Origin of the sequence: Bacteroides sp. D1 (genome assembly GCF_000157095.2) — a bacterium.
Classification (GTDB): Bacteria; Bacteroidota; Bacteroidia; order Bacteroidales; family Bacteroidaceae; genus Bacteroides; species Bacteroides xylanisolvens.
In genome coordinates this window covers 407,790-431,785 of the sequence record NZ_JH114339.1, presented here as the reverse complement: position 1 = coordinate 431,785, position 23,996 = coordinate 407,790, and the positions used below count along the sequence as shown (strand labels likewise).

The window sequence follows — 23,996 nt, the reverse complement described above, 5'->3', positions numbered from 1 at the left end:
AAAAAGAAAAGAGCTAAACATCCATGTTCCCTGGCTCTTTTCTGTCTAACTATCAGGAATATAAAAATGAATAAATCCATCACTAAATGTCACATTTGCCAACTTTGATTGCCGACCTTGCGCTGATATTAATATCGGCCAGTGTAATAACCTTGCTGTTCAAATGGATGAAACAACCTTTAGTCTTAGGTTACATCATTGCCGGATTACTAGCAGGGCCTTATATAAATATTTTCCCCACAGTGGGAGATATCGAAAATATCAATATATGGGCGGAAATAGGTGTTATATTCCTGCTCTTTGCACTTGGACTGGAGTTTAGTTTTAAAAAGCTCATGAATGTAGGTTCCACAGCTTTTATTACGGCCACCACCGAAGTCGTCAGTATGTTGCTCATAGGTTTTCTGGTAGGACAATTGTTAGGATGGGGCACAATGAATTCCATCTTTCTTGGGGGAATGTTGTCTATGTCGTCTACCACAATTATCATCAAGGCCTTTGATGATTTGGGGTTACGCAACCAGCGTTTCACGGGCATCGTATTCGGTACTCTGGTAGTGGAAGACCTGATTGCCATTTTAATGATGGTACTTCTTTCTACAATGGCGGTAAGTCAGGACTTTGTGGGTGAAGACTTATTGATTAGTGTTCTCAAAGTCGTTTTCTTTTTAATCCTGTGGTTTCTCATCGGTATTTTCGTTATTCCGGCTTTTCTTAAAAAAGCAAAGAAGCTGATGAATAATGAGACGCTTTTGATTGTTTCAATCGGTCTTTGTCTGGGAATGGTGGTATTGGCCACCTATACAGGCTTTTCAACGGCGTTAGGTGCATTTATCATGGGATCTATTCTTGCCGAAACCATCGAAGCCGAGCACATCGAACATATCATACAACCGGTAAAAGACCTCTTCGGAGCTATTTTTTTCGTATCAGTCGGTATGCTGGTGAATCCGGCGGTATTGGTAGAATATGCCTGGCCTGTTATCATCATTACTCTGGTTACCATTATCGGTAAAGCCATTTTCTCTTCATTTGGCGTACTCTTATCCGGAGAGCCACTGAACACTTCTATCAAATCCGGATTCAGCCTGGCACAAATTGGAGAGTTTGCTTTCATCATTGCCGGACTGGGTGTTTCGCTCAAAGTGCTCGATCCGTTTATTTCACCTATTATTGTGGCTGTATCTGTTATCACCACTTTCACGACTCCTTATTTTATCCGTTTAGCCAACCCTTTTGCCGAATGGCTTTACAAAATATTGCCTACTAAAGTACAGGAGACATTAGATCGTTATGCTTCCGGCAAGAAAACCATGAACCACGATAGTGACTGGAAGAAATTACTAAAAAACATGATTGGCAGGGTTATTATTTATAGCGTATTGCTCACTGCTATCTGGCTGCTGTCTATACAAATCATTTATCCCGCCATCAGTGAAATGTTTGCTCCTGTTACCCTATGGATTAATCTGGTGATGTGTCTGGGTACCCTTTTGCTTATGACTCCTTTTTTGTGGGCACTCATCTCCAACAAATACAACTCTTCCGAATTATTCCTGAAGCTATGGAGAGATGAGAATTACAATCACGGACGACTGGTTTCTCTCGTTCTAGGCCGGGTATCTGTTGCTCTTTTCTTTATCACTAGCGTAGTTATCAGCTATTTCAAGCTGAACTGGGGAATAAGTGTGATTATTGCCATAGCTGTTGTGGCATTGATTCTTATTCTTAGGGAAGACCTCACGCAATATTCACGATTGGAAACGAGATTCCTAGCCAATCTTAACCGACGGGAAGAGGCTGCTAAAAAACGACACCCGCTAAAAACAAGTTTCAATAGCGAGTTCAATGACAAGGACCTTGATTTGACGTCTGTCGTAGTATCGCCTTATTCCGATTACATCGGCAAGTCTTTAGGAGAACTTTCATTCAGCCAAAATTTTGGAGTGAATGTGGTTGCAATCACGCGTGGTGATTTGAATATATACATTCCGAAAAGTTCTGAACCTATTTATCCGCAGGATAAACTGATTGTAGTCGGTACGGATATGCAATTGCAGGAGTTCAGAAATAGAATAGAAGATGTAAAAAATACAAAAGATACGGACGCAGTAGATAAAAAGATGACTCTCCACTCTTTCACTGTAGATGACGAATTCCGTTTCTTAAATAAAACCATTGCACAGTCTCATTTGGGAGAAAAGTACGACGGTATCGTTGTGGCTATTGAACGGAATAATGAATTGATCCCTCTGGATAAAGATACGGCTTTCCAATTAGGAGATCTCGTTTGGATTGTGGGTAACCGCGAGAAGATTAGAGAAATACTGTAATAAAGTCCGGGTTCAAATAAATCACATTACATATAAAACAAAAGAGAGCTGTAAACATTTAATCTACAGCTCTCTTATTTTGATTTATTGTATATTCAGCGATCTTTACTTCACTTCCTCGAAAATAAACCGTGCTGATAATCAGTAGCTTATAACACTTTGGTACAAATATGAGTTATCTAAAGCATAGAAATACAAGATAACACAGCTATTTTGTTTCTTGATTGGATGTGTAATTTCCGTCCTTTGCAGAAGCCTCCTCATTTTCTTTATATTCTCTGAGCTCCTGCTCCACCATGTCAAGGCGTTTTTTCAGATCTTCTACTGAAGGTAGTTTGTCTTTTATTTTAATTCCTTCGTAAGTAGCCACACCCATAGGATTCTGTATGCTATCAAAAGCCCATTCAACTTTAGTTTGATCTCTTGACTTACAAAGCAGAAGGCCTATGGTAGGGTTATCTTCTGGTTGACGAAGAAGTTTGTTGCATGCCGTCACATAGAAATTCAACTTGCCAGCAAACTCGGGTTTAAAATCAACAACCTTTAATTCAATAACCACATAGCAACGAAGCCGAATATGGTAAAACAGCAAGTCTGGGAAATAGCCCTCGTTGCCAACGACAAATTCAGGCTGTCTTCCGACATAAGTAAACCCACTTCCAAGTTCAAGCAGGAATCGTGTAATGTCTTTTGCAATGGCTGATTCCAAATCATGCTCGTCGTATCCTCTCTCTAATGTAACGAAATCAAGGCGATATGGATCCTTCAACACATTCATAGCCAACAGACTTTGGCTTGTTGATAGCTGTGATGAAAAGTTGGTTAAAGCATTCCCATACTTGGAAAAGTCATCATTATCTATAACATCTTCCAATTCTCGTTTGCTAAGTCCCTCATCAATAACACGCGCCATATAATAGAATGCTTCTTTGATGGATTTGCATTTAGAAATCAGCGTTAAATGGTGCTTCCATGGCACAATTCCAAACACTGGCAGCATTCCTCCTTCTGCTAAGATGGCGGAAATTTTGTCTGCCGAAACAATTTCTGCACCTAGTTGGTGCAATTTTATAGGATTCTGATTTTCAGCCTCTTGTAATTTTGCACCTACCTGGTGCAAAATTTCCTTATGCTCTTCATCAGCCATATAAAACTCATACCACTCCTTCATGTAGTAGAGGTTTCTCACAGAGAATCCTTTCACGTCAGGGTAAGCAGCTTTAAGGTCAAGGCACAGTTGGTTTACGGTGCCAGAACCCCATCTCGACTCCGCCCTTTTCTGTACGATGTCACGTCCTAAAAGCCAGTTGAATTCCAAAGCTCCATAATTGCTTTGCATCACTACACGATTGCGGATAGCTTGATAGCGACTCTTTATCTCTTTCAGCCATTCCACATAATCGTTGTCACCATGAAAATTTTTGGAGGTGACGAAATATGGTTTGTTGTTATCTGCCATATCGTTTCTTTATTATGCCTTATTTTAATTGGAAGTCAGAAATACTATTATTCCCAAAATAACAAAAAGGGTAATATTTACGATTAAACTATACTTCAATTTATTCTCAACATTGTTTAAAGAATTTTTGAAGGTTTCTGTTGAATTGGAAAGTTCATGTATTGCAGAATTTGCCGAATCAACAATTACCTTTCGATCTTTATCGAAAGCTGTAGCTTTCTGATTGTAATCTGTTCCTATAGCTGTAACAAGTTCTTTGACTTTTGTAGTCAAGTTTCCCAGTTGAGCCACATATTCGGATGTTGAAATGTGTAATCCATCATACGAATTTATAGTCATTTCTACTTGCTTTCGAGCTGAGTCGATATTTTTAAGACCTTGCTCCAACTCCTTCAGGGAGTCATTGATTCTTTGGTCAATCATTTTTCTGTATATTTATTTTTGATGTTACTAAATGCTTTTACATGTTCTTCCAATTGGATTGCCAACTGGATTTTGTTTATGTATTCTTCATCTTTTAGAGCAGCATGCTTGATAAGAAGTTGCGTAAATTCATCTATCAGGGCAGACTTACCTTCATCCATATACTGTTCATACACAGCTTTATAATCATTGTAGAGTTCATCTTCCAGCATTTCGTTTGCCTCTTGTCCAAGATATAGGATGCAGAATACATTGAGAAGGTTTAATACAGGATTCATTTCCGCAATGGCACGACGTATCAATCGAACAGCACCTTGAAGATGTTTTATATTATCCATTTGCGAGTCGTTGTTTACGATTTCTGCATCCACGACTCTCATATACTTTCTCACAAGTTCAAAACTTGTAATCTTATCTTCTGAATAAATATCGTGGCTTGTGTCATCTTTCAATGAGAAAGGCACATCCTGTTGTAAGTTGGAATCGTATGTAACAAATCCCTCACGCGCATATTTAGAATTGAAGTAATAATAAATGAAGTCTTTGAGCTCCTCATTTGTTTCCTTCCAATCCTTTTTTGAGCTAATGGCCATATTGCAGAACTGCTCCATATCAAGGATTCCTCGTGCTCGCTTATCGGCAATACTCTTATAAATAAAAGAAGTAAGGTGCTTCAAGCAAGCCATGATTACTCCTTCGGTATTGGCAAGCTTCCTAACCTCTCCCATCATACTTTCAACCCTTTCGGTAGAATAGTATTTACGATAGTATAACCTGAGATGTTCGAAATATTCTGATTCATCTTGGCAAATCGTCGTGATACGGAAAGTTCGTTTTGAATAGTCTTCTGTGAAATCATCAATTAGGCCTATAACGCACATTCTATAAATAGCTTTCTGTATGGCATCCTTATAAACAGCAGAACCATAATCACGGATATAGCTATATCCACGACTATTTTTTAAATTTCTGGCATTATATGTATTGAATACAGGCATATTCTTTGTAGAAAGATACTGATTATATCCATCAAGGACTTTCTCATCTTCTTCGTATGATATATAATAAGTTAATATATGCCCCTTTTCATATCGCTTTATAAACTTGACAATGCCTTGTGAATTTGCAATACACGGCTTGTCTACGTCATAAAACTCCTCATTACTAATCTTTACTTGTAGGTTATTCATAAGTAGTTCCATGACAAACAATTCAAACTCTTCACCAAGAAAGTTGCTATCATAGAAGAATTTGTTATTCGTGTAATCTGCAGAAAATTCTTGCCATTTATCAGTCTTTACATTTTTCACCCAAAATTTCTTCGGAGAATACATTATTGTAGCTAATGCCATCTTCTTGTCACGCCCTGCACGTCCAGCCTCCTGCACAAAAGACTCCAAAGACCCTGGGTAGTTCAAGTGGAATGTCATTCGCACATTAGACTTGTCGATACCCATACCAAAAGCCTTTGTCGCAACCATTATGTTAGTCCTACCTTTAAGAAAAGAATCTTGACAGGCTGTATCATCACCACCTTTATATGTTGAAATGCTTCTTAACCCATGATTACGAAGACTAGCTTCTACTGTTGGAACGCTAAGATTTGCTCTATCTGATGCTCGTGTACAAAATACGATACCAGCAGTGTTGGTATTAGTATGGTTGTACCACTCATTCTCTACATCAACACCAAGGTTTGTATGGTGTATTTTATCTATAATTGTAGAATCTATCAAATTCTCACGTTCGACAAATCGCTCTTTGATGTATTTTACAGCACTATTATTTTGTATATCGACTATCTTTTGCGTAGCATCACTTATCACTTCGAGAAGTTTTTCTTCCTTTATATCTCCAACAGCCCACGCATTCGGTGCATCTTTTGCATCAACCTCATATACATTATATTGAAGCTCAAGACGATTTGTATTTTCATACCTAACAGTTGCATCATCCTCTAAAGAATATGCATTCGGACCAGACAATTCACGTTCTACATCGGCAAGGACATCGAATGATGCCGTTGCTGTAAGACCAAACAATGATATATGATTATCTTCTCCTTCCACTTCTTTTGGAAGTACATAATTGAATAAGTTTCTGCCAAGATGAAGATATGCAAGACGGAAATCATGTCCCCACTCAGATACACAATGAACCTCGTCTATTACACCATAAGAGAAATATACACTTGATTCACGCATAGAGCGTAAAACATCACGAAATCTGTGAATACTTAAACGTTCTGGTGATAAGAACATTATTTGAACTTGCGAACCCGTCAATGCAAGTTCACGTTTTCTGCCTTCCTCATAATTCTTAGTGATGTCACTGTTGATGTATGATATACAGTCTATACCAATATTTAACAACCCATCATATTGGTCTTTCATCAAACCTTTCAATGGGTCCACAACAAGTGTAACCGATGGTTGTAACATAGCCGCAAGCTGATAAGTCAAAGACTTACCACCTCCTGTTGGAAGCAAACCAATTACGCTTTTTAATTGGAGGGCTCTATTTAATATAGGTAACTGTCCTGGTCTGAAATCTTCTTTTCTAAAGATGAGATTTAAGAAATACCTGAGTCTTGAGCAATTATCTTCAATCTTATGATATATTCCGTAACTGTCTTTTTCTACAAATGGCTTATAGTTAATACGCTCAGTTGTATAAAGAATTCGGTCTTCATACACTTTTTCTGATGAACGCACAATGAAATAGCAATCATTTAAAACCTTAAATCTAGAGAAAGTAACCTCTTTTGCATTGCATAGTTGATCTATTGAAATGTCAATAATTGCATCATATTCTATTCCCGAAGAAGCATTATCTTTGATGCAAACAGACAATTTGGGCAATACCATATCATCATAATCTTTAGTCATAGCTATGAGATTATGGTAAGTCTCTGAAAAATCCTCTAAAGAAATCTTTGCTACAGAAGTGTTGTCCTCTATGATGAGAATTTTCCATTCCAGCTTGTTTGTATCCAGTCGTTCAGAAATTATTGCTTCAATAAATGTCTTCTGGATACGTGCAATGGCGTTAAGACTCTTTGCTTTTTGAGTATCAGGCATATTAGACACATAATCCAGTATTTTTTTACTTGCCAAAGTTGGACAACCTCGTGAAATCAGATTGCTCATTAATGCATAGACTGGACATAAATTCTTATGAGCAGTTATATCAAAAGGAGCTAATATTTCAAACGCACTCTCTTTAAGGGACGATTTTGTTATCGTGTCTGTAAAGGATGCAAAATACTGAATAGGTGCAAAATATTTGTATTCATGCAGAATCTCAGACGTTTGTGAAAGACTATAACTGAAACTATTAATCAAGCAACCATATGCTTTACGGTTAGGATGGAGACCGAAATTAGTCTCTCTAAATTTAGTAAAGATATGAATATGATTTTCTACGAAATAGTTGCGAAAAGATAATATTCGGCTTTCGTTAAGATTGGCAGGTCCAATACAAAGTACAATATGCTTTTGACCTGAAGAGGTTATCATTTTTGAAACGCCCTTCAAGCTCACTGCTTCAATATCAAGTATGTTAGAAAATATGTGGATAGCGGTTGGCTGTTCTACATTTATAGAAGTGATACAATTGCTATTGTCTCCATTGTCCGATGGTAGATACTTTGAGACTGCAATAACATCAGCATTATAATCTTCCAATGCTTTTTTTACATGTATGACAGCTCTATCTCTTGCAACATTAGAAGGCTCTTCAAGGACAACTTTACAGAGTTTTCTGAGCATATTGTGTTGACGGAGCTTTTCTATTACAGTCATTGTTCCTATACCCTGACCACATCCCCAATCGTAAATTTCAATGCCGCCAGTTAAATCTGAATAAGGAAACTCCTTTTCATCCAAAGCACGCATAAGCTTATGACGATGCATAGGTCCATATGCAGACATGTAAGCACAACACTGCTCTTCTGTTTCTAAGACTGCAGTGCCATGCTCCAACGTACGTCCTTGACCATCCATGTACCTCCATGGTTCTAATTTATATCGATTAGGTACGTACTTGTTGGAAATCCGAATAATCTCATTGATTGTCAGATTGTCTATTCTATGAATGTCGTCTATATAGCTCATTTTCCAGTAATTGTTTCACTCCAAGGATTTTCTTTGTGACATTTATAATTCATTACCGCAGCCTGCTTGCTCGCATTTGCATAGCAATATTCGCAACCATGCACACAAGTATTGTATTCACCTATGTCCTTGCTTTTTATACAACCACAAAATGCTCTTTGGCCTTTGTCCTTGTTGTCTCCATGAAGTGCATACATTCCATTAGGAAGTATGATAGCACTATCTGGTAAAGGCTCAGAGTCTCCAAATAGGCTTTTTTGTGGCATGGGATAGAATTTGACTTTTAGATAATCCATTAATTTTTTGTCATCATAGGCTAACTTAATGATAAGTTCATCATCAACACAATGATTCTTTTTAACTCCAAACTCTGTCAGGTCTATTTTTTCTCCACATGTTGCCAGCTCATATCCCCATTTTTGGTTAAGTACAGATAATCGACGAGCGAACTCTCGCATTTGATTTTCTTGCCAATCTATATAATTTATATTGGCTTTTTGAAGATTGGCTTGCACCTTGCGATAGGAAAGTATATCGGCAAAACTAAACACAAGTTTCTCCGTATATCCCAGTAGCTGGTTACCAATATTTTCAACTTTATCAAGCAACTTATCGATATTTATGTTATCTGTAAGAACTAAAGGGTCAAAACGCCAAATCACATGCCCCTTACCAAGAGCATTGGTAAGTTGTTTGAATGTTTCTATACGTTGTTCTATAGGTGGTACATTCTTTTCCACCCCCTCTTCCTCATAATCATTCAATGAGTATTGAATATAACACCCGATTCCACGTTGTTTGAGGATTGGCAGATGACGCAACAATGGCTTAGGGTTCTTCGACCAAAACACAATAAACCGTGTGTCCTTGTAAGACACATAACTTTTCACCCCATTAAAAGGGTTTGTCCATGCAGAATAGCCAGCTTTATCAAGACGGTAAAAGAACCAATCTGCATAGAAAGCAGGTATGTCCGTGCTTCTACTTGCAGAAACAAGAATAGGAACTTGCATATCTACAAGTTCCCCATTCTCACGTGGAAGTTTTTGTTTAGCCCATGTTGCCATATTCGATATTTGCTAAAAATCTATATCACCTTCATCTAGTACTTTGTGTTCCAGGTAGGTAAGAACTTGTTCATGCAAACTTTTGCCTGATGATATTATAGATTCATTTGTACTCTCTTTTCCAAAAAATCCAGAATTAATCTTAGTTTGCAAATCTTGGTATTTTGAAGCCAATATATCTATGCTCAATAATGCTCTGTTAAAAGACAAGTCTGCATATTCCATTTTAAACATTGCATCTCTTGCCTGAAAAGGCATCAAATTCATAGAAAAGAAATCCTGATCTTTATTAACAACAGACGATACAGTATATTCAAAAGCCTCATGATTTGTTATCATAAGAAGTAAACGATTTTTGAACAAATTAGCATTGGCACTATTTTGCTTAATCGCTTTACTAATAAACAAATATGCAAGACTTGCTAGTTGTTGTCTATCATCAATATCAGAAATTGTTCCATAAGAAAGGAATATCATTAATCCCATTCCGTAATGTCCAAAATCTTTTATATTTTTTAATTGTTCTGGATTATCCTTATATGAACGCCATGATTTATAAAGGGGATGATATGTTTCATCGCCATTATTTCCAATAGAAAGTTGTTTTAGTGCTTCAACGACCAAACTTTCTGTTTCTACCATTCTACAGGCAGTATTATTTGCGGAATTTTCCGTAGTTTTACTTCCTACCATATATTCAAGTTTAACATTTCTGTCATACAAGAAGAGGATACACTTTTTTACAACATTCTTCTCAAGGATAATCGAAAAACCATAATCCGACAAATCAATCTCTTGCCATCCAAAAGGTGTTTGTGCAGAGACACAATATCCCTTAAGCAAAATCTCAGAATCCGAGAATTTTACTACACGCATTGGTTTGGGGGCGAACTGTGGTTGTCCTGTATCTCCATTTGTTGCAGTCAAGATATACCCATCTCCAGGTGTAAGCTGATACCCAGAACATCCATTGATGTTCTTTTTGATTTTTATATATCTCGGACAGACTTGTAATCCTCTTACAGGTTGACCATTTTCATAACGCTGATGACAGGTAGAATCAAATTCGAAATTAGACAAGAACGATTCTTCACGCCTTTGTTGCTCTTCTTGCTTACGACGCTCTGCCAATCGTCGTTGTTCTTCTGCACGACGCTTTTCTTCTTGAAGACGCAATTGTTCTTGTCGTGCTTTCTCTTTCTTTTTATTGTTTAAAAAATCGAATATTCCCATATCAAAAAGTTAGTCCATCAGTAGCCTATAGGACATATTAGTTAAACGAAAAGCGTGGCACTGCTATAACCACGTCTTAAAGTGCAGGCCCTGAGAAAACCTTAATCAACAGATATGGTAAAGCAGCCCACGCTATAACGTGGGAACTGCCATGCCAATTCTTGTTGATTTTGTGTTTCAGTTTCTCAGGCTTTGCACTTACAAGAGTAGCATAACGCTCCTAATATTTCTTAATGTCTGGAAATGGTTGTACCAAATCCAATAGCAAAAATACAGAAAATATCTGTAAGTCATGAAGAATATTCTGAAAATCAACGAAAACATTACGTAATACTTCATTTTTAGATTTTAAAACAGAATATTATGGGTGAACGCTCGTACTTTAATTATTCAATCCCCAGTATGTTTTGAAGAATGAATCGGAATGGATAAGTGAATCCAACTCTTGATAATTCCTCTTTCTCTTTTCATCCATGATAACCTTCTTGTAGAAAATGCGGTTGGTCCTGTCAAGATCCATAACCCTACTTTGATAGAGAGATGAAAAGAGAACATAGGCGATAATGCCGAGAATGACAAGATACCATTGGAGTAATCCCCATTTGTCAGTCCTTTGTTTGAAACTGTTCCATCTGTAGAGCCACCACGATTTCAATGTAGGTGGAGGAGATGACTTGGGACTTGTTATGGTTTGCAGGGCATCGCCCCATATCTTCAAAATCGCATGTGCTTTTTCTACAGATTCATTCTCATCAATGATTTTCATGCCGATGTAACGGATTGTCCGTTGAATCTCAAGAGAATATTGTGGCGCCCATTCTGCTACTTGCTCAATGGTCATTAAGCCTTGCGCTTTTCGCTTTTGCAGATACACGTTGCGTTTGCACTCTATTTCTTTTTCGTCTTTTTCCAAGTATTTTTCTATTTCTTCAACATACAGTTCAATGAAGATAGTCCCCAGGCGTTTGAGGGTCTTATCCGATAGAAGTTCTGCAGAATCAGACATAGCGTTAAAGTAACTATCCATTTCTTCATGAACAGCATTTTTTATCTCGTCATACGGAATAGAAGTTGCTGAGGTGCTTGCAACAGGCGTTATTGGTACGTCTTCCTCTTTCGTTGCTAACTTCGCCAATAGATTTTCGATATTACTAAGTCTTTGTTCTGTTGCGGCATTATTGTTTTTGATGACAGACAAGCCATCAAGTATATCCTCTAACTGCTCGTTTGATTTAGCCATATTATAGTGATATTTTAAATTTTTATTATCTTCTGCCTCTTCCGAAGCTGCGACTTCTACTGCTATATTTTTTCTTGTATTTATCATCATCACCCCAACCAAGTTTGGAAGACGAATTTCCACCACCAGCAGATATGGCAGGTTGATATGGAGGAAAGAGAATGGCTCCGAGAGAAGCAAGTCCTACTTGAATTACTCCTTTACCTATATCAGAAACATCATCTGCTGCTTGGTACAATTCAATAAAGAAGTCTTGTCCCAAAGTCTGTTCGTTGCCACACATCTGCGGGGCATCATACATTCTTGCTTGGGCTTGCCAGGGGAAACGTAAATCGAAATCAGGGAACACTCTGTCTATATCTCTTACCTCGTAGGCATTATGGGTGTCGTACCATTCTTGCCGAGCATCATCATACATGTCTCTTGCCTGTTCATGTACGATAGCTATAGGGTTGCCAAGCTTCTTGCAGATACATGCAAGAGTGAGCGATGAATCCAATTGCTTGCCACTATAAGAGATGTCATGTTTCATCTTGCTGCTGATATTTTCCTTGGCAAGAGTGAACGATATTCCTTCTATACCGTTTGTCTTAGTATTATATCGGAAGCGCAAACGGATTCCAGCTTTTGACAATTCATTTTCAAATTCTTTCCAATTTCGAGAGACTTGCAACGATTCGCTTACTCGATGCAACATCTGATAACGGATGGCATCCATTGAGCGAAGTCTTCTTTCTTTGATAGCCTCTTTTCCTCTTGCGATATATAAGCCATATTGCTCAGTCAATTCTTTACACACTTTTATGTTCTTGTCTTTCTCATGTGAGTCTTTGGTGCATTTGCCTTTAAAGTTTACTCGATTTACCATGATATGAACATGTGGGTGCTCTTTGTCGAAATGACGGAATGCGACAAATTGATTGTCGTCATATCCCATGTGTTTCAAGTAATCGTTGACTATTTGCTCTAACATCCTGTCATTGATGCGTAGCTCATCATGGGGTGAAAACGATAAGATAAAGTGTCCTACAGGTTTCTTGGTTCGAGCACTCAAACCTGCCTGCATCACGAAACTATCTGTTATAGTTTGGTTATTCGTGAGATTGACTCCGTCGCTTGAAGCAACCAGTGTCGCATTTTTGCGTGGGTCGTTGATATAGTTGATGAGCCCACCGAATGATGCTCCATGAAGAATTTTACCATACATATGCTGTCGTGTTTTGTAGTTTAACTTTGATTTTCTGATTCGTCATTGTCTTCTTTCTCTTTGATTTTGAGACGAGCTTGATGGAGAATCGCATTGACTCCATCAAGGGCTTCGTTGGCTTTGTCTGCAATGGTCATAAGCCCTGCTTGGTGAGCAAGCTTAACCAAGGTATTGATATTCGTTCCAAGATTATTCAAGTCTCTTATCTCTTTCATCAACTCCTTCGAAACAGGTTGGCGCACAATGGCATGAAGTGCGCCTTCACGAATGTAGGTACTTATGGGCATCTCTCCAGCCTTGCGTTTGATACGGACAAACTGTTTTGGTGTGAAACGAACTGGTATAGGCTTGCCATACTTTTCCTCTTCAGGGAGAGGCTTGCGCCCTCCTGGATTGTTGATAACATGTTTTGCCATTTATCTCTTATTCTTTTTGATTTCAGTTCTTGAGGGGGACAATTTTCTCAATAGGTATTGACCTTTGCCATATGCTTGATAGGCAAAGACAATAGCACAATCGGATATACCGATTGCTACTGTTTTCGTATATCGAAAACACAAACTTGCTCCAGAAAGAACTTCCCTAAATGATTACACTTGTTTTTGACTATTGTAGGAACCTAATTTACCGCTTGAAACCACAACTCAGAACCTGCCCTTGACTATTCATCCTTTTACAAAGGAACTCGTTCAAGTCTTTAGCTTCTCCATATTCCTCAGAAGCATCTATCACATTGCCCTTGCACAAAATTCTGATTTGTTCTGTGGCATCGTGTCCAGCTTTGTCGTTGTCCAAATGACAATAGACGGTGTCATATCTGTTCAAGTAGTCTATTGACTTGGGAACATTGATAACTGAATTAAGGACAATGGCATCGCAGTCTCCATGTAAAACCACATAGGATAAGAAGTCGATGAATCCTTCAAACACATGACAATCTTTGTTGCCTTTGGATATGACCGAAATGTCTTTTGGTGAGATGCACCCCTTGAAGTAAGCATTGCGAATCTCGTAACCTCCAGAGCGGTTAGGAAAACCTACGGCAAAGTAGCTCTTATCGCGGTTTTGGTAATGCACCTCTTTGCAATATTGGCTTGCCACTTGCTGAGCAATACCACGTTTTCCGAGGTATTTTAACAGGGCAGAATTAGCCAAACTCTTTACTTCAACATTGCTGAAAGTTTCAGAGCCTTCCCTTGTCGTTTTGGGAGTTGAGGGAAACGAAGTCCTAATACCGCTAAGATGATGAAGATAATCCTGAAAGTTATTTGGATGGTACAGTAAATTGACCAAAGTAGCAAGTCCACCACCTTTACCCAAACCAAAATCATACCACACATTTTTATCCACATTGACCTTGAAGGATGCTGTATTCTCATTATGCAATGGTGACAGATACCACCAATTAGCCCCTTTCTTTGAAATCGGCAGATAACCTTTTTCTGCAAGGAAATCTGCTATCTGTATATTCTTATTGTCGAGTGAATTCATTATTTTTATATTGTTGAACTGTTGAATTGTTGAGAATATATAATGAAAAGAGAAAGACGTTGAGCCTTTGTTGAACTTTTGTTGAAGCATAAGTGTCTATGCCTCTGTACCTAACTTTTTCTTTTCATCATTTCAACAAATCAACAGAGATTATATGTTTAATGATTCTATGAACTCCTTAGTCACAGTATAATAACGTCCCACCCGACTCACTGCACCAAATTTTGTTGGCTTAGAGTAGTCGTATTGGTATGTCGTATATGAAAGTGCATTTGGAGCCGGCTTCAAACGCCATAACTCCTTCACTACTTTGCGAATATGCCACAATTCCACCTTTACCCCATTAATCGAAAGCAATGGCAGCAGGTCTTGCGGAATAAATGACACCTTGTCCACTTTCTGACATTCCATAATGCTGCGCAATAACTCTACGAGATCAATCTCCGTATGGTTGCGGTTGCATTGCATGATGCGTTCCAAGGCATCCGTATGAATAAGCGTAGGATTGAACCACATACGACTCTCTTTAGTGCTATATAGCACCCGATGTTGCAAGTAATACAAGAAAGCTGGAATTTGCGCTTTCAACTTCTGCAAGAAGTTCGTGTCATCGCTTTCCAACGGCATTATCTTGCGCACCCAATAACGTGTCTCTCCGGTATCAATGATAACTGGGAAAAGCTCATTATTGGAGCACAAGACGAACTTAGCAAAGAAATTCACTTCTTGTCTGTCCTTTCCTTTTGCTTCCACCTTATATGTTTGGGCTGTGCTAAGATTCTTCAATCTTTCAGAGTCTTCTCGTCTGCATAGCAACACCTCATCTACGACAATGAGCAGTTTGCCTGCCCAATCTGCATTGAACTGACTTCGGAAGTCCTCATTAGTATTGAAAGTTACATTGTCTTCAAACACCGCCTTGAGAAAATTCAAGAAAGTAGTCTTGCCAGTATTGCGCTCTTCTGATACCAATAGTAATATTGGTAACTTCTGCGTAGGTTTGGCATAGAGCAACTGCATGTAATCCATCCCCAATTCATACTGTTCACCAAAGATATGGTGTATCAGCTTCATAATGTCTGGAAACTCTCCTTCTGATGGTATGTGGTCAATGGGCTCATACAAATTGTAGAAACCGCCAATCTCCTTATGATAATTGGTATGGCTGGGAACAGTACAAAAACCGTCATATTTCCGAATAGGTGGCGTATTGTTCTTACCATAATCCTGTCGGATAGTGCCAAAACTCCATGGGATGCGACGCAATGTGCAAGTACCATTAGCTAAAGGTTGTTGGGCAATCTTGTACAGACAAGTACCCACTCTGATATATTCTTCCTTATTTCCTTCCATAACGCTTGTTATTTATAAAAGCCATGGCTTCGTTCTCCAAATCTGCTTCCGATTTTCGATAAGTACCGCTTTTCAGCCATTCTTCTATTTCAGCCTTGTTAAAAATGATATTCTTTCCTTTCTTATGGAATGGTATTTTTCTTGCACTCGTCCAACCATAAATGGTCTGCTCTGCCGGGTGAGTAGGCAAAAACTCTATTAGATCAGCTACATTGAACCATTGCTGTTCTTCACTCTTCTTTGGTGGTATCAGTTTGTCCACCTTATCGCCCAACTCATTAAGTTTGGCATACATGACAGCCAACATCTGAGGCATGTCATTAAACGTGATGTTTTCTTGTTGCATATTTATCAATATTTGTTTCTGTGTGCAAAGGTACATCTACGTTTGTGTGGCAATACGTGGGGCTTTGTGGGGATATAAAAATGACATATGCGCTATTCGCTTGATTATAAGCGAATAACGCATCTGCCAATAGTTAAACAATGTAAGTTTTGTGGAAAAGCGTGGAATGGTGGGGATATCCACACTTAGTAACTCCTTTTTATGGATTCATCTATTATTTCTTTGTATTCTTTGTTCTTTTCCGAAACTCCAACACTAAGGAAATCTTTATGATGCTTGTCGTAATATTCCATAGAAATATCGCATAGTTCCAACATACTTTCAATCCAATGTTTTGGGGAATCTGACAAAGCTATGGTGTGTGAAACAGCAAACAACATATAGCAAATACGTTGTTTTTGTCGAGGCAGTGGATGGACTTTGGCTTTATCTAATTTGAGATTCAAAAAATTGATGAAGTCGCTTGCGGGCATGTGCTTGAACTGCTTGCCATTACAGGTCTGATAAACCCCTACACAAACGCCAAGGTTGACAATATCCCTCAACTGAGCTATTTCTTTCAGTATTAAAGAATTATCAATCATGTCTATACCTCCTTCTCCAAGTGTTCTCCATTTTTTAGGATGACATCAACCAACTTTGATATTTTACGAATCAGCAACTCCAGAAATTGCATCTCAAAGTAATGCACCTGTCCACACTTCAATTGTTCCTGCCGATATATGCTATATAGTATTTCTCCTTGCTTATGTGCTTCGTCGTATGCCAATTTCGTATTATCGCACTGTGCATTCAATGTATTGAAGTCCTCTGAATTGAAATCCATCATATCAAGTCTGTTGCTTTCTGTTTGGTACTCTCTCCACAGATTCGTTGCTTTATCTTTGGCTGCATCCCATCTCTCTTTATATTCTTTCAAGTGAGACTGCTCCATATTTATGAAGTCCAATGCGTTCCAAGCACTCAAATCAAGAGAGACAAACTTATCCACCTCCTTCTTTAAGTCCGTAGCACATTCATAGAGAGTTCTTCCGTCTTGGCGTACCAAATCTTCAACATCATCAATAATGGTGTTGGTGTTCTGATAATCGTGATAGAATTGTGCTATCACACAAGCATCGGCAAATGTAATGTCTGATACATTTGTTCGTGATGCTATGATATGGTTTACTCTTTGTAAACGCTTGATTATTTCTTCAATTATGTTTGCCATATATAATATAGGTGAATATGTTACTTGATAGCAGCCAAGTCTATCTTGATTGCATCGGCTGCATTCTCTTTCTTTTCATCTACCACTTTTGTGTATCTCTGCGTTGTACGAACATTGGTGTGTCCCAACATCTTACTCACCGTGAAAAGGTCGGTACCGTTGCTTAGTTGGAGCGTAGCATAAGTATGGCGGAAGCAATGGAAAGTGATATGCTTAGTGATTCCTGATGCTTCAATCCATCTTGCCAAGGGTTTGGAAATCCAGGATGGGGCAGGAAGACCTTCAAATACTAATTGGTCAGGATGCCCGGGTTCTCCACATAGATCATACGCTTGCTCAGAAATAGGCATGTACTCAACGCCCTTTGTTTTCTTTTGGTCGAAGTTGATGCGATAGTGAGTACCTTCCTTTGTCAACTCTTTCCATGTCATTTTCATAATGTCGCAATGTCGAAGACCTGTCAAAGCAGAGAAAAGGGCTGCACGTTTGATAGTGGCATTATCGCATGGTGTACAAACCAATCGGTTAAGTTCCTCTAAGGTAAGATGCTCCCTTCTTGCCTCTTTCTCTTTTATACCTTTTATCTTAGCTGCAATATCAGATACAAAATATCCATCAACAAACGCTTGCTTTAATCCAGCCTTGAATATTGCGAAATAAGTGGAAGCCGTATTTTGTGAGATTGTACCTTTCTTGTTGCCCCCTTGTGGAGCATCCAAAAGGAACAACCTAAAATCCTCAACCAGCTTTGTGTCTATGTTGGCAAAGATCATAGGCTGATTGTCGGTAAAGATGAGCATAAGTGCATATACACGATTCCAATTTACGATAATAGAGTCAGAACTATTCCTGTGCCGAATATCTATTATACTCTTGAAATATATAATAAAATCGCATTGCGATTTCTCTTTCTGTTCCAATAAGGAGGCTTCTGATTCAGAGTAAAGTCCTGCGGTATCGTATTCCTTTTGTCTAATAGCCCTGACCTTGTCTGCATAGATGCATGATTCTTGGTCAAGCTCCGACTTGCAAAGGATAACACCATTGACATCACGTTTCGGCTTATATGTTACACTTCCGTCGGAAGCTGTTCTTGCCGTTCTGCTTTTGTCCCATATCGGAGTGGTTATAGTACGGTTGACATACTCGCGCACTCGCTGTGGCTTGCCACCGTTTTTGGATATAACCGGATATGACTCTATGTAAAGATACCATTCCTTGCGAAACTCTGCCTTGCGAAGTTTCACGGAAACACGGGTGTGGGATAGAGATTTCTTCATAGGGATGCTTATTTATAGAGGTTGTCTATTTCCTTCTTGGGCACATATACGAAATTACCGATTTGCCGAGTCGGAATTGAAAACTTTCTGATTTGAAGATAGAGTGTACTATCATTCATATGATATTTCTCACACGCTTGCTGTATCGTATAGCAATCCTTTGGTTCCAAACTATACAGCTTGGGAATGGGCTTGGGCTGCTTCTTAAGCAAGCTCTTCCTTAGAGGGTACATCTCCATAAGCGTTTCTTTACTTACACGTGTTTGGCGTTGCCCTACGTTAACACTTGGAATAACGCCCTTTCGGATTTGGCGATAAAGGGTTTCCTTACTGATGCCAAACATAGAATAGGCTTCGGGAACGGTGATGTATTCTTGGTCTTTGGGAATAGCTTTGGCTATGGCATCCAAACGTTCATTTCTTTTCTTTTCATCTTTTCTGCGTTTAAATGCAACTTTAGAACATCTTGGTGAGCAATACCAAGACGTGATAGTCTTTGCGACGAATGGCTCACCGCAAATCTTGCATTTCCTAGTTATCTCAAACTTTGCTGCACCCATACAATTCTACTTAATTATTACTTATGTTTATTAAGTGTCACATTATCTACCAATAAGTGTTGGTACAAATATGGTGCAAAAATAAAGCAAATATCCGAAAAGAACGAAAGAAATACAAAGTTTAACTAAAAAGAAAATCCGCATAACTCATTGGGCTATGCGGATTTATCTATCTATACCTTTCGGTAGTTATCTATACTTACTTCACCTCCTCAAAGTCAGCATCCTGAACGTTATCTCCATGCTTGCTATTATCTTGCTGACCAGCATCACCGTTCATATCAGGACCAGCCTGTGCGCCACCTTGTGCACCACCCTGTGCGTACATTTCAGCACTTGCAGCCTGGAAGGCAGTATTGATTTCTGCCATAGCAGTATCGATAGCAGCCAAGTCCTGTGCTTTGTGAGCATCTTTCAATTTCTGCAAAGCAGCTTCAATCGGAGCTTTCTTATCAGCAGGCAACTTATCACCTAATTCCTTCAACTGATTTTCAGTCTGGAAGATTACGCTGTCAGCCTGGTTCAGTTTATCGATTTTTTCACGTTCTTTCTTATCTGCTTCAGCATTAGCTTCAGCTTCAGCCTTCATCTTTTCGATTTCTTCCTTGCTCAAACCGCTGGATGCTTCGATACGGATAGCTTGTTCTTTACCAGTAGCCTTATCTTTAGCAGATACTTTCAAGATACCGTTCGCATCGATATCGAATGTAACCTCAATTTGAGGAACACCACGACGAGCCGGAGCAATACCTGACAAATTGAACTGACCGATTGATTTATTCTGGGCAGCCATCGGACGTTCTCCCTGCAATACATGAATTGTAACTTCACTTTGATTATCAGCAGCAGTAGAGAATGTTTCACTCTTACGAGCCGGAATGGTAGTGTTAGCGTCGATCAACTTAGTCATTACACCACCCAGTGTTTCGATACCCATTGACAGCGGAGTAACATCCAACAATACTACACCTTTGATTTCGTCTGTCAAAACAGCACCCTGCACAGCAGCACCAATAGCTACCACTTCATCCGGATTCACACCTTTAGAAGGAGCCTTGCCGAAGAAATCTTCTACCAACTTCTGAACAGCCGGAATACGTGAAGAACCACCAACAAGGATTACTTCATCAATATCAGCATTGTTCAAACCTGCATCGCTCATTGCTTTCTTACATGGTTCAAGACAAGCCTGGATCAATTCGTGAGCCAGAGATTCGAATTTTGCACGAGTCAAAGTCTTCACCAAGTGCTTAGGCACACCACCTACCGGCATGATATACGGCAAGTTGATTTCTGTACTTGTAGAAGAAGAAAGCTCAATCTTAGCTTTTTCAGCAGCTTCTTTCAGACGTTGCAAAGCCATCGGATCCTGAGTCAAGTCAGCACCTTCATCGTTCTTGAATTCCTGTACCAACCAGTTGATGATTACCTGGTCGAAGTCGTCACCACCAAGGTGAGTATCACCGTTTGTAGAAAGTACTTCAAATACACCACCACCAAATTCGAGGATAGAGATATCGAATGTACCACCACCAAGGTCGAATACAGCAATCTTCATATCTTTGTGAGCCTTATCCAGACCGTAAGCAAGAGCTGCGGCTGTCGGTTCGTTTACAATACGTTTTACTTCCAGACCGGCAATCTGTCCGGCTTCTTTTGTAGCCTGACGTTGAGAGTCGGAGAAATAAGCAGGAACGGTGATGACTGCTTCTGTTACTTCCTGTCCAAGGTAGTCTTCGGCAGTCTTCTTCATTTTCTGAAGAATCATTGCAGAGATTTCCTGCGGAGTATACAGACGTCCGTCGATGTCAACACGCGGAGTGTTGTTGTCACCTTTCACTACTTTATAAGGAACACGAGTCACTTCTTTTTGTACCTGATCCCAATTTTCACCCATGAAACGTTTGATAGAGAAGATTGTACGTGTAGGGTTCGTAATAGCCTGACGTTTTGCAGGATCACCCACTTTACGTTCGCCACCATCAACGAAAGCGACAACAGAAGGAGTTGTACGCTTACCTTCACTGTTTGCAATTACTACAGGTTCGTTACCTTCGAATACGGCAACACAAGAGTTTGTAGTTCCTAAGTCAATACCAATAATTTTTCCCATGATCGTTATTTTTTTATTTATTATTTATTCAATGATTTCTTTTTGTCCGGTTGTTTCTCTGCTCTTATCAGGGAGCTTCGCCGCGAACGGACGCTTATTAAAAAGCAAACCGTGTGCCAAAAGGAAATTATACGAATGCATGACATAATATCTGCCAAAAAGACAGTTTTAATAAATAAACACTGCTGACATAGTCATATTCAAAGCCAATCAGCAACTGTTTCTTTAAACAAATACAGGCGGCTCTGGTTCGATAAAGGAAAAAAAATATGCCTGCATCGTCAAGTGCGACACAGGCATATCCTATTATATATAACTCTTCTTTATTACTTTTCCAGCACGATGACCAATGCACCGTTTGCGTCATACAAACCAATGCCACCACCGGACAACACATCGAATGATTTCACTTCATTGATAGCTTTCAGCACCTTACCTTCTGTTTCCATATCAGGACAAGCCATCATTGTGCTTGCTACTCCCGGGAAAGAAATAGATTTAGCATTACTTGTACTGGTTTCAAAACCACCATTAATCAAATTACATCCGGCATTGCCATGAATGGTCTTTTTCTTCACATCAAAAGCAATGAAAGGTTGTTTTTCCATACCGGAAGGAATTGCTTCACCATTCACTTCTTTAATTTTCCATTCTCCATTCAAAACTGAAAGTTTCACATCAGCCTCCTTCTTTTGTAGAACGACAACCGGACGGTTGGACGAATTGCAAAGATACATCTTATCTTTACCTGCCTTCTTGTATCCTTTTACTTGCGCAAAAGCATTCAATACATTATTTTCAGTAGTCATATCCGGACACATCATTCGGGTACTAGCCATCCCTGTAAGTTCAAGGCTTCCCGGCTTCGCATTTACATCGAAACTGCCCATCATACGATTACATCCGCTATTGCCGGACACACGACCGGTCGCTGTATCAAAAGCGATAAAAGGAAGGGTTCTACTTTCGCCCGGAGCAATTTTCGAGCCGTTGACTTCTATAATATTCCATTCACCATTGATAGATGACAGGGGGATTGCCTTCTCAACCGAACGGCACGAAGACATTGCAAGTGCTGCACCAGCAATGCAAATTGAAACAAATACTTTCTTCATATTGTTATAACGTTTAAGTTAAAATCGGGGGCAAAGATATCAAAAAGATTGGAAAATAACATCCAATACAACATAAAATATATACATTTGCCAATAGATATACAACAAACGAACAATTTACATAGTTCACTTAAAGTAAACAAATATGAGAATAATTGTCCTGTCTTTAATTCTATTCTGTTGTGGCACGTGTCCTATCACAGCTCAAAGTGATTACATTGTCACTACTCCTTCCACGCAGGAAATCCCTGTAGGTGAAGAAGAACAATTCATTAAGAATAACTTTCCACTGCAACCGCTGTGTAAATGGACACCCGGAATGAAGTTTATGTTTGTTCCTTCTACACGGAACATGTTCCTTCCTACTCTTTCCAGCTACGACACCGAAAAAGGAATAGACAACAGCCTGCTGAAGCACAAGATTCTCACTTTCACGGGAACAGAAGAGAAGGCTCAAAATATATCAACCGGGACCAACTATTCCACTCGCTTCGTATTCGAATGTGAGGGAGAAAAATATTATTATGACATAAAGAACATGAGGCTGGACGAGATTTGCGAAAAGGCTCCCCGTGCCGGTATCAATGGATTGGTTTATCTGAAAGATGTAGATACTGCCAAAGAGTTGTTAATAGGAAAAACAGTCTATATACAATCTGAAAGTGCCCGAGTAGACGATGCCAACAATTATTCCGGCTATCGGGATATAGCAATTCCTGTCAATACGGAAGCTACAATTACCGCTATTGGAGTCGGCAGTCAGGCATATCCAGTGAAAATCGTATTCAAAGATACACAGGGACATTCTTATTATCTGGAAGTCGCTCTCTCGCGAACGAACTCCGGCATGGACCTGAATGATTTTCAAGGCGAAAAGAGAATGAAATATTTTTCAAATGCATTCAGTTTCACTAACAAGAGTCTGGGTACTATTGAAAGCCTGAAAAATAAATACTTGGGAATGACCGTTTATCCTAAAAAGATGCTGCCGGCCAAAAGAATCGTATCTTTTGAAGATAAGCAGACCGAATCACGTGTTCACTTGCCCCGATATACGGTTCTGCAAATAAAAGAGATTAAATTATCTCCTCCCGGCAGCCTGGCTACTCTGTCATTAACGGACAGGGACGGGGCAATCTACGAATTGGAAACAGATCTGAAATATGACGTGATTGTCAAAAATGATAATTATATCGAGGACTTTTTCGGATTCGAGGATATACATAAAAAATATCCGGGCATTACAGAAAGCCGTTGGCAGATTATCTCCCGGGGAGATTTAGAGGCAGGGATGAGTACGGTAGAATGTCGTTTATCCATTGGTGATCCGATAGAAATCGAGCTGAAAAAAGACAGTCGTTTCGAAACCTGGTTCTACAATGGCAAAACGCTGGAATTCGAAAACGGAACCTTGCAACGTTACAAATAAAAAGGAGTAGCTGCGCAAT

At 39.2% G+C, this 23,996-nt stretch carries 19 protein-coding genes; 2 read left to right on the top strand and 17 right to left on the bottom strand.

The window, feature by feature from the left end:
• Positions 1 to 86: 86 nt before the first annotated feature.
• Positions 87 to 2,333, top strand: a complete 2,247-nt coding sequence (locus BSAG_RS12600) for a cation:proton antiporter (RefSeq protein ID WP_004316793.1) — start codon at positions 87 to 89, stop codon at positions 2,331 to 2,333.
• Between the two features lie 208 nt (positions 2,334 to 2,541).
• Here BSAG_RS12600 and BSAG_RS12605 read toward each other — a convergent pair whose 3' ends face one another.
• The 17 genes from BSAG_RS12605 to BSAG_RS12685 form a co-directional block, all read right to left on the bottom strand.
• Complete coding sequence (locus BSAG_RS12605) at positions 2,542 to 3,792, bottom strand: YhcG family protein (RefSeq protein ID WP_008770817.1); 1,251 nt, start codon at positions 3,790 to 3,792, stop codon at positions 2,542 to 2,544.
• A gap of 24 nt (positions 3,793 to 3,816) precedes the next feature.
• A complete protein-coding gene (locus BSAG_RS12610; RefSeq protein WP_008770816.1) occupies positions 3,817 to 4,215 on the bottom strand; it encodes a hypothetical protein in 399 nt (132 codons plus the stop codon).
• Entirely contained in the window at positions 4,212 to 8,219 is a 4,008-nt protein-coding gene (locus tag BSAG_RS12615; RefSeq protein WP_232287660.1) for a DEAD/DEAH box helicase, read from the bottom strand. Before BSAG_RS12615 ends, BSAG_RS12610 begins: the two co-directional genes overlap by 4 nt.
• A gap of 107 nt (positions 8,220 to 8,326) precedes the next feature.
• On the bottom strand, positions 8,327 to 9,397 hold the full coding sequence (locus BSAG_RS12620) for a DUF1848 domain-containing protein (protein WP_008997498.1): 1,071 nt from the start codon (positions 9,395 to 9,397) through the stop codon (positions 8,327 to 8,329).
• Between the two features lie 12 nt (positions 9,398 to 9,409).
• The gene (locus BSAG_RS12625) at positions 9,410 to 10,630 is read right to left on the bottom strand and encodes a hypothetical protein (protein WP_008770813.1); all 1,221 of its coding nucleotides are present in this window, start codon (positions 10,628 to 10,630) and stop codon (positions 9,410 to 9,412) included.
• A 382-nt stretch (positions 10,631 to 11,012) separates the two neighbouring features.
• Positions 11,013 to 11,960, bottom strand: a complete 948-nt coding sequence (locus tag BSAG_RS12630; RefSeq protein WP_232286463.1) for a hypothetical protein — start codon at positions 11,958 to 11,960, stop codon at positions 11,013 to 11,015.
• A complete protein-coding gene (locus tag BSAG_RS12635) occupies positions 11,896 to 13,077 on the bottom strand; it encodes a relaxase/mobilization nuclease domain-containing protein (RefSeq protein ID WP_008770811.1) in 1,182 nt (393 codons plus the stop codon). The genes BSAG_RS12630 and BSAG_RS12635 overlap by 65 nt, the downstream gene beginning before the upstream one ends.
• A gap of 20 nt (positions 13,078 to 13,097) precedes the next feature.
• Complete coding sequence (locus BSAG_RS12640) at positions 13,098 to 13,493, bottom strand: plasmid mobilization protein (protein ID WP_008770810.1); 396 nt, start codon at positions 13,491 to 13,493, stop codon at positions 13,098 to 13,100.
• Between the two features lie 208 nt (positions 13,494 to 13,701).
• Positions 13,702 to 14,568, bottom strand: coding sequence for a toprim domain-containing protein (locus BSAG_RS12645; protein WP_008997497.1), 867 nt, complete (start codon positions 14,566 to 14,568; stop codon positions 13,702 to 13,704).
• A gap of 150 nt (positions 14,569 to 14,718) precedes the next feature.
• Positions 14,719 to 15,921 carry a primase-helicase family protein gene (locus tag BSAG_RS12650; protein ID WP_008770808.1) on the bottom strand — a complete coding sequence of 401 codons (1,203 nt, stop codon included), beginning with the start codon at positions 15,919 to 15,921 and terminating at the stop codon, positions 14,719 to 14,721.
• Positions 15,908 to 16,267 (bottom strand): helix-turn-helix domain-containing protein, encoded by a 360-nt coding sequence (locus BSAG_RS12655; RefSeq protein WP_008997496.1) that lies wholly within the window; start codon positions 16,265 to 16,267, stop codon positions 15,908 to 15,910. Before BSAG_RS12655 ends, BSAG_RS12650 begins: the two co-directional genes overlap by 14 nt.
• Positions 16,268 to 16,452: 185 nt before the next feature.
• Positions 16,453 to 16,851, bottom strand: a complete 399-nt coding sequence (locus BSAG_RS12660) for a hypothetical protein (RefSeq protein ID WP_008997495.1) — start codon at positions 16,849 to 16,851, stop codon at positions 16,453 to 16,455.
• 2 nt (positions 16,852 to 16,853) lie between these two features.
• Complete coding sequence (locus BSAG_RS12665) at positions 16,854 to 17,480, bottom strand: hypothetical protein (RefSeq protein ID WP_008770806.1); 627 nt, start codon at positions 17,478 to 17,480, stop codon at positions 16,854 to 16,856.
• Positions 17,481 to 17,500: 20 nt separating this feature from the next.
• Positions 17,501 to 18,760: a site-specific integrase gene (locus BSAG_RS12670; RefSeq protein ID WP_008770805.1), complete on the bottom strand. Its 1,260-nt coding sequence runs from the start codon at positions 18,758 to 18,760 to the stop codon at positions 17,501 to 17,503.
• Positions 18,761 to 18,768: 8 nt separating this feature from the next.
• Entirely contained in the window at positions 18,769 to 19,320 is a 552-nt protein-coding gene (locus BSAG_RS12675; protein ID WP_008770804.1) for a helix-turn-helix domain-containing protein, read from the bottom strand.
• 199 nt (positions 19,321 to 19,519) lie between these two features.
• Positions 19,520 to 21,433: a molecular chaperone DnaK gene (gene dnaK, locus BSAG_RS12680; protein ID WP_004313949.1), complete on the bottom strand. Its 1,914-nt coding sequence runs from the start codon at positions 21,431 to 21,433 to the stop codon at positions 19,520 to 19,522.
• A gap of 326 nt (positions 21,434 to 21,759) precedes the next feature.
• Positions 21,760 to 22,548 carry an META domain-containing protein gene (locus BSAG_RS12685; protein WP_004313951.1) on the bottom strand — a complete coding sequence of 263 codons (789 nt, stop codon included), beginning with the start codon at positions 22,546 to 22,548 and terminating at the stop codon, positions 21,760 to 21,762.
• A gap of 145 nt (positions 22,549 to 22,693) precedes the next feature.
• Between BSAG_RS12685 and BSAG_RS12690 the strand changes: the two genes are divergently transcribed.
• Positions 22,694 to 23,977, top strand: coding sequence for a hypothetical protein (locus tag BSAG_RS12690; RefSeq protein ID WP_004313953.1), 1,284 nt, complete (start codon positions 22,694 to 22,696; stop codon positions 23,975 to 23,977).
• The last annotated feature ends 19 nt before the right edge of the window (positions 23,978 to 23,996 follow it).

Bases quoted from the DNA above. Each gene is read 5' to 3' on its own strand.
- BSAG_RS12600 (WP_004316793.1), top strand. From the start codon at position 87: ATGTCACATTTGCCAACTTTGATTGCCGACCTTGCGCTGATATTAATA.
- BSAG_RS12605 (WP_008770817.1), bottom strand. From the start codon at position 3,792: ATGGCAGATAACAACAAACCATATTTCGTCACCTCCAAAAATTTTCAT.
- BSAG_RS12610 (WP_008770816.1), bottom strand. From the start codon at position 4,215: ATGATTGACCAAAGAATCAATGACTCCCTGAAGGAGTTGGAGCAAGGT.
- BSAG_RS12615 (WP_232287660.1), bottom strand. From the start codon at position 8,219: ATGGATGGTCAAGGACGTACGTTGGAGCATGGCACTGCAGTCTTAGAA.
- BSAG_RS12620 (WP_008997498.1), bottom strand. From the start codon at position 9,397: ATGGCAACATGGGCTAAACAAAAACTTCCACGTGAGAATGGGGAACTT.
- BSAG_RS12625 (WP_008770813.1), bottom strand. From the start codon at position 10,630: ATGGGAATATTCGATTTTTTAAACAATAAAAAGAAAGAGAAAGCACGA.
- BSAG_RS12630 (WP_232286463.1), bottom strand. From the start codon at position 11,960: ATGATGATAAATACAAGAAAAAATATAGCAGTAGAAGTCGCAGCTTCG.
- BSAG_RS12635 (WP_008770811.1), bottom strand. From the start codon at position 13,077: ATGTATGGTAAAATTCTTCATGGAGCATCATTCGGTGGGCTCATCAAC.
- BSAG_RS12640 (WP_008770810.1), bottom strand. From the start codon at position 13,493: ATGGCAAAACATGTTATCAACAATCCAGGAGGGCGCAAGCCTCTCCCT.
- BSAG_RS12645 (WP_008997497.1), bottom strand. From the start codon at position 14,568: ATGAATTCACTCGACAATAAGAATATACAGATAGCAGATTTCCTTGCA.
- BSAG_RS12650 (WP_008770808.1), bottom strand. From the start codon at position 15,921: ATGGAAGGAAATAAGGAAGAATATATCAGAGTGGGTACTTGTCTGTAC.
- BSAG_RS12655 (WP_008997496.1), bottom strand. From the start codon at position 16,267: ATGCAACAAGAAAACATCACGTTTAATGACATGCCTCAGATGTTGGCT.
- BSAG_RS12660 (WP_008997495.1), bottom strand. From the start codon at position 16,851: ATGATTGATAATTCTTTAATACTGAAAGAAATAGCTCAGTTGAGGGAT.
- BSAG_RS12665 (WP_008770806.1), bottom strand. From the start codon at position 17,480: ATGGCAAACATAATTGAAGAAATAATCAAGCGTTTACAAAGAGTAAAC.
- BSAG_RS12670 (WP_008770805.1), bottom strand. From the start codon at position 18,760: ATGAAGAAATCTCTATCCCACACCCGTGTTTCCGTGAAACTTCGCAAG.
- BSAG_RS12675 (WP_008770804.1), bottom strand. From the start codon at position 19,320: ATGGGTGCAGCAAAGTTTGAGATAACTAGGAAATGCAAGATTTGCGGT.
- dnaK (WP_004313949.1), bottom strand. From the start codon at position 21,433: ATGGGAAAAATTATTGGTATTGACTTAGGAACTACAAACTCTTGTGTT.
- BSAG_RS12685 (WP_004313951.1), bottom strand. From the start codon at position 22,548: ATGAAGAAAGTATTTGTTTCAATTTGCATTGCTGGTGCAGCACTTGCA.
- BSAG_RS12690 (WP_004313953.1), top strand. From the start codon at position 22,694: ATGAGAATAATTGTCCTGTCTTTAATTCTATTCTGTTGTGGCACGTGT.